Here is a 9,938-nt window from a genome sequence, read left to right as displayed (position 1 = left end):
CGGGGCGGCCGACGTGGTCGTGACCAACCCCGCCGGATCCGACACGGCAGTAGGTGCCTTCACCTACGTCGCCGGCCCCGGCATCTGACCCACCCTCCACAGGCGCGCCCCTGCTGCTGCCACCAGGCGGCAGCAGGCGCGCCGTCGGAAGCCCGCCCGTGACGGCCCGTCCGGTCTCACGGGCGGGCACATCCCTCGGCCGCAAGGTCCCGTCCCCTGGAAGGAGGGAGTCGCCCGTGTCCGTCGATCTGCTTCCGCGCATGCGTGCCGCGAGCCTCACCGTTCCCGCTGTCCCGCTCTCCGTCATCCCGGTGGGTGATAGTCCTACCGGCGTCGCCCTGGGCCGCGTCGGCCGGGCGGGATACGTGACGAACTTCGGCTCGGGCACGGTTACGGCCCTGGACACCGTCACCCGGTCCGTCACGGCCACGGTCCCTGTGGGGTCCGGCCCATGGGGGGTGGCCGTCAACCCGGCCGGGACGGAGGCGTATGTGGGCAACTCCGGTTCGGGGACGGTCAGCGTGATCTCCACCGCGACGAACACGGTCACGGCGACGATCGTCGGTATCTCGGCTCCGGCGGGTATCGCGTTCTCTCCGGGTGGCGCCCTCGCCTATGTGGTCAGCCAGGACACCGGCACTCTGGTCGTGTTGGACACCGCCACGCGCGCGGTTGTGACGAGCGTGGCGGTGGGCGCCAGCCCGTATGAGGTCGCGCTGTCTCCGGACGCCCCCTACGTGTACGTCAGCAACGTCGGCGACGGCACCGTCACAGTCGTCGACACGAACACGAACACGGCTGTGGCCACGATCGGCGGCTTTACTCAGCCGCGTGGTCTTGCCGTCACCCCTGACGGGCAGCGGCTGTACATCGCCGACCACAGTGGCGGCACGGTCAGCGTCGTGGACACCACCACGTACACCATCGCCACCACGGTCGACGGCTTCAACTCTCCTGTCTCCATGGTCATTGGCCCTCGCGGCGTGCTGGCCTATGTCACCGAGGCCGGCTCCGGTTCGGTCACGGCGATCAACCTTGCCACCAATGCCCGTGCGGCCACCGTCACCGGGCTCAGCGAGCCGTACGGGATCGGGGTCACCCGCGACAGCCGCCACATCTACGTGGCCGAGAGGGCCACCGACACGGTGAGTGTTCTGAACATTCCAGTGGCCGTCTCACCCGACCAAGGACATACCGGGGGTGGCACTCTGGTCATCCTCAGCGGGCGCGGCTTCCTCGGTGCCACCCAGGTGCGGTTCGGGGGCCGTCCGGCCGCTTCGTTCTCGGTCGTGGACGACTTCACCATCGCCGCCGTCACCCCTGCCGGCACCGGCGTGGTCCCGGTCACCGTCACCCTCGCCGGCACCGCTTACACGATCGGAAGGTTCTTCTACCTTCAGCCCCCGCGTATCCGGGCCGTCTTTCCCGCCACCGGGCCGAACGCCGGTGGCAACACCGTCACCATCACCGGCATCGGCCTGTACACCACCCAGGAAGTGCGGATCGGCACCGTCGGTGTGTACCCGACCGTCGTCTCCGACGCCCAACTCGTCCTTACCGCGCCCCCCGCACCGCCAGCGCCGCCCGGGCCCGCCATAAGGGTCCCGGTGGTGGTGGACACCCTGGGCGGCACCGCCAGCGGCCCCGCCTACACCTATCTCGACCCGCCCACGACCACCACACTGAGCTCCTCCGCAGAGTCGCCCGTTGTCGGGGAGCGCGTGACGTTCACCGCGGCCGTCGTCACCGTCACCCCCGAAGCCGGCACGCCCACGGGCACGGTCTGGTTCGCCTTCGGCGACGGCACCGTCCCCGTCACCGCCGTGGTGGTGGGCGGCCTGGCAACGGCGACGCACACCTACACCACCACCGGCGGCAGCCCCTACACGGTCACCGCCGTCTACAGCGGGGACGACGACTTCGCCCCGTCGTCGGATGTGACGGAGCAGGCCGTGCTCCAGGCGCCGACCTCGACGACCGTCCTCTCCTCGCCGGAGCCCTCCAACCCCGAGGGGTCGGCGACCGTCACCACGCGGGTCATCGTGGCCGCCCCCGGCGCCGGGCGGCCCACGGGCACGGTGACAGTCGACTTCGGCGACGGCACACCGGCTGACGTGCAGACCCTCGTGGACGGTTTCGCCACGGTCGTGCATACGTACCCTGCCACCGAGGCCACCTACACGATCACCGCTTCCTACAGCGGGGACACCGACTTCGCCCCGTCCGGCGACGTCCGCACCCACCGGGTGCTGTCCGACGTCCAGGCCACCACCACGACCGTGACGTCCGTACCGGATCCGTCGACGACCTGGCAACCGGTGACCTTCACCGCCACGGTCGCGCCCGTCGCTCCCGGAGCGGGCACCCCCACCGGCACCGTCACCTTCGACTTCGGTGACGGCACGCCGACCGCGGCGGTGCCCCTTGCGGAAGGGATCGCCGCCGCCGGCCACACCTATACCACCGCGACCGGCAGCCCCTATCCGGTCATCGCTGTCTACTCCAGCGATGACCAAGCGTTCAGCTCTTCGGCGGGTCAGGACACCCAGAGGGTGAACCCGGCCCCCACCTCCACCACGCTCAGTGCCCTGCCCGAGCCGTCTGTGGCAGGCGAGCCGGTCACCTTCACCGCGACCGTCACACCGGACGCCACGGGAGCCGACGTGCCAACAGGCACGGTGATCTTCGACTTCGGTGACGGGACGCCGTCGGTTGCCGCTCCGGTCGACAACGGCACCGCCATGATTGTCCATGCTTATGCAGACACCACCGGCAGCCCCTACACGGTCACTGCCACCTTCGGCGGCGAGGAGGACTTCGCCGGCTCCACCACAACGGCCACCCACACCGTGGAGCAGGCGCCGACGAGTATCACGGTGGCATCCGCACCGAATCCGTCCCTGGTGGGGGAGTCGGTCGCCTTTACCGTCACCGTCACACCCCAAGCCCCAGGGGCGGGCGCTCCCACCGGCACTGTCACCCTCGACTTCGGCGACGACACCACCCCTGTCACCCTGCCGCTCACCGAGGCGTCGGCCACGACCTCCCACACCTACACGAGCGCCGCCGGCAGCCCGTACCCCGTCACCGCCACCTACCACGGCGACGCGGACTTCACCGGCTCCACCACTACCCACGCCCACAGGGTCCGTCGGGCACTGACCCTCACCACCGTCACCATGGCGCCGACCCCGTCCGTGGCCGGCGAGACCGTCACCTTCACCGCCACGGTCGCGCCCGCCGCCCACGGAGCGGGCACCCCCACCGGTACCGTCACCTTCGACTTCGGGGACGGCACCACGCCGGTCACCGCGACGCTGAGCGGCGGCACCGCCACCACCTCTCACGCCTACCTCACCAGGTCCGGCAGCCCCTACACGGTCACCGCCACCTACAGCGGAGACACCGACTTTGTCTCCTCCAGTGGCACCGACCCCCACTCGGTGGGCCGTGCGTCGACTACGACGGCGGTGGGTTCGTCGCCGGATCCGTCGGTGGTGGGTCAGCCGGTGACCTTCACCGCGACGGTCGCGCCCGTCGCCCCCGGAGCGGGCACTCCCACCGGGACCGTGACCTTCAACTTCGGTGACGGCACGACTCCGGTCACCGCCAGCCTGACCGGCGACACCGCCGCCGTCACACGGGCTTACACCGACCGCGGAAACGACCCCTACACGGTCACCGCCACCTACAGCGGGGATACGGATTTCATCTCGTCCAGCGGCACCGACCCCCACTCGGTGGGCCGTGCGTCGACTACGACGGCGGTGGGTTCGTCGCCGGATCCGTCGGTGGTGGGTCAGCCGGTGACCTTCACCGCCACGGTTGCGCCCGTCGCCCCCGGAGCGGGCACTCCCACCGGCACCGTGACTTTCGACTTCGGGGACGGCACCGCCTTGGTGACCGCCGCCCTGACTGGCGGCACCGCCACCGTCACCCGCCCCTACACCACCGCAGCCGGCAGTCCGTACACGGTCACCGCAACCTACGACGGGAGCATGGCGTTCGCCGGCTCGAGTGGGACGGACACCCACACCGTGCATCGTGCGTCGACGATCACGATGGTGAGTTCGTCGCCGGATCCGTCGGTGGTGGGTCAGCCGGTGACCTTCACCGCCACCGTCGCACCGCTCGCGCCCGGGGCGGGCACCCCTATTGGGACCGTCGCCTTCGACTTCGGGGACGGCACCACGCCGGTCACCGCCACCCTGGCCAACGGAACCGCCACCGTCACACGGGCTTACACCACCAGGACAGGCAGCCCGTACACGGTCACCGCCACCTATAGCGCAAGCCCCGACTTCGCCAGCTCGAGCGGTACCGACCCACACAGCGTGAACCCGGCTCCCACCACCACGACGGTGGGTTCATCGCCGGATCCGTCGGTGGTGGGTCAGCCGGTGACCTTCACCGCCACGGTGGCGCCCGTCGCCCCCGGAGCGGGCACCCCTACCGGGACCGTCGCCTTCGACTTCGGGGACGGCACCACGCCGCTCACCGCCACCCTGGCCAACGGAACCGCCACCGTCACACGGGCTTACACCACCAGGTCCAGCGGCCTGTTCACCGCCACCGCCACCTACAGCGGCAGCAGCAGCTTCGCCGGGTCCAGCGGCAGCGACCCGCACTCTGTGAACCGGGCGCCGTCGACCACCACGGTCGTCTCGTCCCCGGACCCGTCGAACCGGGGACAGGATGTAACCATCACGGCGACGGTCGTGCCCGTTGCCCCCGGAGCGGGCACACCAACCGGCACCATCACCTTCACCATCGCCAACCGCTCCCCCGTCAGCTCCCCGCTCGTGAATGGCACCGCCAGCACAACCATCACGATCCCCCTGAGCGTGGGCACCCACCCCATCACTGCCGCCTACACCGGCAGCGCGGACTTCGCCGGCTCCAGCGGCACGGACACGCATACCGTCAGGCCCTGACCCGCATGCCCCGCAACCTGTCACCAGGGGCGACCGCGAGGCCGGGGGGAGGTTCGCACGGGGTGACGGAACGTCCGGCATCGCCAAGGACCTGCGGGTGAGCGAGCGTTCGGTGGAGCGCTGGCGCCACGACTTGTTATTCGGCAGATGCCGGGCGAGGTCGAGCTGTCGTCCATCGAGTTCTCCCGGTTCATCCCACTGCCCAACAGCACGGCGTGGGACCTGCTCGTCGACTACGAGCAGCCGTCGTTCTTCAAGAGCAGCGCGGAGATCGACACGTACCTGGCTCACCTCGACATCGCCATCACACCCGAGAAGCGATCGGAGCTCCACAAGCGGTTCGGCGAGCAGGACCTGCTCGACATCGACGAACTCGCAGCCGCACGGGCCGAGAACTTCACCCACATCTCCGAGGACTACGCTCTTCAACAGATAGCGGATGACGATCAGTTGGTCGTGTCACACAACGTACGCACCGGCAACAACGTCGGCCAGTCACCGGCAACAACGTCGGCCAGTCACCGGCGACGACGCCGGGCAGCCGCAGCCGCAGCCGCCACGGAGGGAGCAGCAGATGCTGGGAGTGTCCAACCTTTCCACCTACGCCCTGGGGACGCTCCTCATCATTCTGTTGCCGGGGCCCAGTTCCCTCTACACGCTGTCCGTGGCGGCACGGCGCGGTGTGCGGACCGGGTACCGGGCCGCGGCGGGCCTGTTCATCGGCGAGGCCCTGCTGATGCTGCTCACCGCCGCGGGGCTCTCTTCGCTGCTGCGTGCCAACGGACTCGTCTTCTCCCTCATCAAGTACGCGGGGGCCGGATATCTGGCCTGGATCGCGTTCGGGATGATCCGCGGGGCATGGGAGATGTGGCGCACCCGCAAGGTGGAAGCACCGGCCGAGGGGCCGGAGGGCGCCCAGGACGGCGAGCGGCCGTTTCGGCGGTCGCTGCTGATCACTCTGCTCAACCCTAAGGCGATCCTGTTCTTCATCTCCTTCTTCGTGCAGTTCGTCGACCCGGCCTATCCGCACCCGGTGCTGTCCTTCGGGCTGCTCGCGCTGATCTACCAGGTGATCAGCGTCAGCTACGTGACCCTGCTGATCCTCGGCGGCACGTATCTCTCGGCCCAGTTCCGCCGTCGGCGGCGCCTGTCGGCGGGGTTGACCAGCGGAGCCGGCGCCCTCTTCCTCGGGTTCGCGGCAAAGCTCGCCACTACGGGCCACTGACGTACCGGGGAGCCGACCGCCCAACACGGGGGACAGCCAACGTGCGCCGGTGCGGATGCGGTAAACCTGGGCCGTGCACGTCCCGCGACTGCTGCAGGAAGAGCGGCGTCCGGTTGGCCCGAGCCACCGAAGAACTACGCAGCCGACTGGGCCGCACCCCCACGGTCAAGGAACTGTCCGAGCTGAGCAGCGGCAGCACCTCGCTGACCTTCGGGGACTTGCGGCACCACGGCGGCAGGATCGCGGAGGAGAACCGCTTGCGCTCACCGGTCCCGGCGTCGACGCGCTTGTCGTTCACGCGCGGGGCCTTGACCTCGACCGCTCCGGCCGCGGTGGTGACCTTCCGGGGCTGGCGGCAGCCGTTGCGGACGACCAGACGTCGGCCTTGCTCGTCCCGCTGATCAACCAACTCGGGTATGTAGGCGTTGACTTCGGCCTCCGGAGTCGCCGCGAGCATCCGCCTCACGCCCTCGCGGACGATCTCGTCGATCAGAGAGCCGGGCTGCGAACACCGGCCTACTCGATGACCATCAGTCGATCACTCGGGAAGGTACGCCCTTCGCGTGCTCCCCGAGCTCGATCCACAGGTCTTGAGCATGGCTCCGTCGCTGCTGGACCTCCCCACAGGACACCTGACGGCCAGGAGTTCGTAACAAGCCATTGACAGGAGCTCTGGGCATGGGCAGTCTCATGTGCACGCGGTTGGCTAAACGATTAGTCAACCCGGTATCTACTAGTTTGGGCAGGGGCAATGGCGCGCCGGATCGGGATCAAGGACGTGGCCGCGGCGGCGGGTGTGTCGACCGCGACCGTGTCGCACATCCTGAACGGCGTAGAGGGCAAGCGGGCCAGTGCGGAGACCCGGCAGCGCGTCCTGCGGGTCGCTGACGAGCTCGGGTACGCGCCGAACGGCCTTGCCCGGGGGCTGAGACTGAAGCGGTCGCACACCATCGGCTTCGTCAGCGATGAGATCGCCACCACCCCCCATGCCGGCCGCACGATCCTGGGCGCCCAGGAGGCCGCCGCGGCCGAGGGGTTGGTGCTGCTGCTGGTCAACACCAGCGGCGATGCCGAACTGGAGCGCACCAGCATCGAGATGCTGCTCCAGCGGCAGGTGGACGGCGTGCTGTACGCGGCGATGTACCACCGGAACGTGCGAGTGCCGGAGAGCCTGGGCTCGACCCCCACCGTGCTGCTGGACGCGCGCTCCGACGACCCCGCCGTCCCCTTCGTGGTGCCCGATGAGGTCCAGGGCGGATACACGGCGGTGCGTGAGCTGATCGGCCACGGGCACCGCAGGATCGGCGTGACCGTGCAGACCGTCGACGTTCCCGCCCGGCAGGGCCGCTTGGAGGGCTACCGCAAGGCGCTGGCCGAGGTCGGTGTCCCCTTTGATCCGTCTTTGGTCGCCGCGGAGACGGCAGTGCCCTTCGGGACCACGGCCGGCGATGTGGACGCGGGCTACCGGGCTGCCCGGCGCCTGCTGACGGCGGAGCAGCGCCCGACGGCACTGTTCTGTTTCAACGACCGGATGGCCGCCGGTGCTTATCGCGCTGCCGCCGAGTTGGGACTGTCCATCCCCGGTGATCTGTCGGTCATCGGGTTCGACAACCAAGAGCTGGTCTGCGAGGCCGTCTACCCCGCGCTGAGCACGGTTCAGCTCCCGCACTACGAGATGGGGGCACGGGCTGTGGCCCAGTTGCTCACGCTCACCAAGACGCCGGGCCGGCCACCGGGCCCGGACAGCCAGGAGATGCTGCTTTGCCCGCTGGTGGCGCGGGCATCGGTCGCTTCGCCGCCCCGACTCTGACCCCGGGACGGCGAAGCACTTCGCACTATGACAGGCGACCGTCGCAACCGGTCGTCGGTCCTGTCAGTACTTGGAACACAGTGAGGGTACACACATGTCCCCTGAGATTTTCAACGAGGCGTCGAGGCGTCGCAGCCTGCTGGTGCTGGACGCCGCCTCCGCCCCGCCGGTAGGCGCGGGCGGGTTGGTCTGCGCCAGTTCGTCCCGTTCCTCCAGCGGTCCGGCCCCTCAGGCGCGAGGGTACTGAGCCTCGCGCTCCTCGCCGACCAGGTATCGGCGCGTCACCAAGCCTCTCCCACAGCTCGCCGCCGGCATCGCGCCGGACCTCGCTTCTGTCGGCATGCCGCCGGAGGCCTGCCGCGAGTGCTGGTGAAGCCACCACTTCGACTGCCGCGAAGGGATCGTGGCCGGCTTCGTCCGGTGACCGCCCTTCGCACGCCCTCTGTACATACCGAAAGGCACGTGTGTGTCCACCGCGCCCCGTGATCTGTTCCGGCCCGTTGCGCACTTGCGCCCGCCCCGCAACTGGATCAATGACCCCAACGGGCTGGTCTTCCATGACGGCCACTACCACGTGTGCTACCAGTACAACCCGTACGGCGCGACCCACGCGAACATGCACTGGGGCCACTTCCGCAGCCCCGACCTGCTGACCTGGGAGCCCCTGCCGATCGCCCTGTCCCCGACCCCGGGCGGCGAGGACGCCGACGGCTGCTTCTCCGGCAACGCCGTCTCCGACGGCGACCGGCTCGTCGCCTTCTACTCCGCGCACCGCGAGGACCGCTCGCCCCAGCACCAGCCGGTCACCTGCGCCACCTCCCGTGACGGCGGCCTGACCTTCCGCCCGCAGGGCGAACTGGTCGTCCCCGCTTGGCCCGAGGGCTGCACCATGTACCGCGACCCGTACGTCTGGCGGGACGGCGACGGCTGGCGGATGCTGGTCGGCGCCGCCCTCGCGGACGGCCGTGGTGCGGCCCTGCTGTACGACTCGCCCGACCTGGAGACCTGGACCTACCTGGGTCCCTTCGACGCCCGCGAGCAGGAGCCGGTCGGCGGCACCGACCTGCACACCGGCGAGGGCTGGGAGTGTCCTCAGTACCTCCCGGCGCAGTCCGGACGGCCCGGTGCTCTTATCTTCAGCGCGTGGAACGACGACGACAGCCCACGGTGCGTCACGGCTCTGGTCGGCGAGGAACACGGCGACGTCTTCGAGGCCGGCGCGCCAGTCCTCGTGGACCACGGCCCTGACTGCTATGCACCCGCCCTGCTGCGTGCACCCGGCGGCAGATGGCTGCTGTGGGGCTGGTCCGTGGAAGCCCGCGAGGAAGTCTGGGCGGTCGCGGACGGATGGGCCGGCGTGCTGACCCTGCCTCGCGAAATCTCGGTCGGCGACGACGGAACGCTGCGGCAGCAGCCCGCCGCCGAACTGCTCGACCTGCGCGGCGAGCACGTCGTCCACACCGAGGGCGTGACAGATGGCCCGGTGGACCTCGGCAGCGTGGGCCGCGCCTTCGACCTGACCGCCCGTCTGGAGCCCACCGGGAACGCCGGTCTGCGGCTGCTGACCACCCCGGACGGCTCTGAGTACCTCGACATCCGCCTCGACGCCGACACGGGCGACCTGGTCGTCGACCGCGACCACGCCTCGCTGGACACCCGGGCCCGCGGCGGCTCCTACCGGATGCCCTGCCCCACCGGCCGGCCCGTCGACCTGCGCGTGGTCGTCGACCACTCCATCGCCGAAATCTTCCTGACCACCACCGGCCAGGTCCTCACCCTGCGCTGCTACCCGACAGGGGACGGCCCGTGGCGGCTGCAGGCCCGCACCGCACCGGGTACGCGCCTCGGCTACGCGGTCGACGCCTGGGAGCTGCGGCCTCTCGTGATCAAGGAGGCGAGCGGCAACTCCGCCGAGCCCGAAGGGCGGTCCGCATGAGCCCACATCTCTCTCCGCATCCGGCGGCATCCC

The 9,938-nt window shown here is 69.9% G+C and carries 4 protein-coding genes and 3 pseudogenes; 6 read left to right on the top strand and 1 reads right to left on the bottom strand.

From position 1 onward, the window contains the following. Positions 1 to 236: 236 nt before the first annotated feature. The 4 genes and pseudogenes from ACWD1U_RS36605 to ACWD1U_RS36590 all read left to right on the top strand — a co-directional run. Complete coding sequence (locus tag ACWD1U_RS36605; RefSeq protein ID WP_451113679.1) at positions 237 to 4,934, top strand: Ig-like domain repeat protein; 4,698 nt, start codon at positions 237 to 239, stop codon at positions 4,932 to 4,934. A 37-nt stretch (positions 4,935 to 4,971) separates the two neighbouring features. After that, positions 4,972 to 5,065: pseudogene (locus tag ACWD1U_RS36600) on the top strand (helix-turn-helix domain-containing protein); the annotation flags it as partial. Between the two features lie 443 nt (positions 5,066 to 5,508). Then, entirely contained in the window at positions 5,509 to 6,159 is a 651-nt protein-coding gene (gene leuE, locus ACWD1U_RS36595; protein ID WP_451113678.1) for a leucine efflux protein LeuE, read from the top strand. 64 nt (positions 6,160 to 6,223) lie between these two features. Then, positions 6,224 to 6,350, top strand: a pseudogene (locus ACWD1U_RS36590) (sigma-70 domain-containing protein); the annotation flags it as partial. Here the strand turns inward: ACWD1U_RS36590 and ACWD1U_RS36585 are convergent. After that, positions 6,344 to 6,652: pseudogene (locus ACWD1U_RS36585) on the bottom strand (transposase); the annotation flags it as partial. The pseudogenes ACWD1U_RS36590 and ACWD1U_RS36585 sit on opposite strands and share 7 nt — an antisense overlap. 258 nt (positions 6,653 to 6,910) lie before the next feature. Here ACWD1U_RS36585 and ACWD1U_RS36580 point away from each other — a divergent pair. Together ACWD1U_RS36580 and ACWD1U_RS36575 are read left to right on the top strand one after the other, a co-directional pair. Continuing rightward, complete coding sequence (locus tag ACWD1U_RS36580; protein ID WP_451113677.1) at positions 6,911 to 7,969, top strand: LacI family DNA-binding transcriptional regulator; 1,059 nt, start codon at positions 6,911 to 6,913, stop codon at positions 7,967 to 7,969. A 466-nt stretch (positions 7,970 to 8,435) separates the two neighbouring features. Next, complete coding sequence (locus tag ACWD1U_RS36575) at positions 8,436 to 9,905, top strand: glycoside hydrolase family 32 protein (protein WP_451113676.1); 1,470 nt, start codon at positions 8,436 to 8,438, stop codon at positions 9,903 to 9,905. Positions 9,906 to 9,938: the final 33 nt, after the last annotated feature.

The organism is Streptomyces sp. NPDC002788 (assembly GCF_053592115.1).
This window is presented reverse-complemented; position numbering and strand designations above follow the sequence as displayed.

Excerpts from the sequence above, each read along its gene's own strand:
- ACWD1U_RS36580 (WP_451113677.1), top strand. The coding sequence starts at position 6,911 with ATGGCGCGCCGGATCGGGATCAAGGACGTGGCCGCGGCGGCGGGTGTG.
- leuE (WP_451113678.1), top strand. The coding sequence starts at position 5,509 with ATGCTGGGAGTGTCCAACCTTTCCACCTACGCCCTGGGGACGCTCCTC.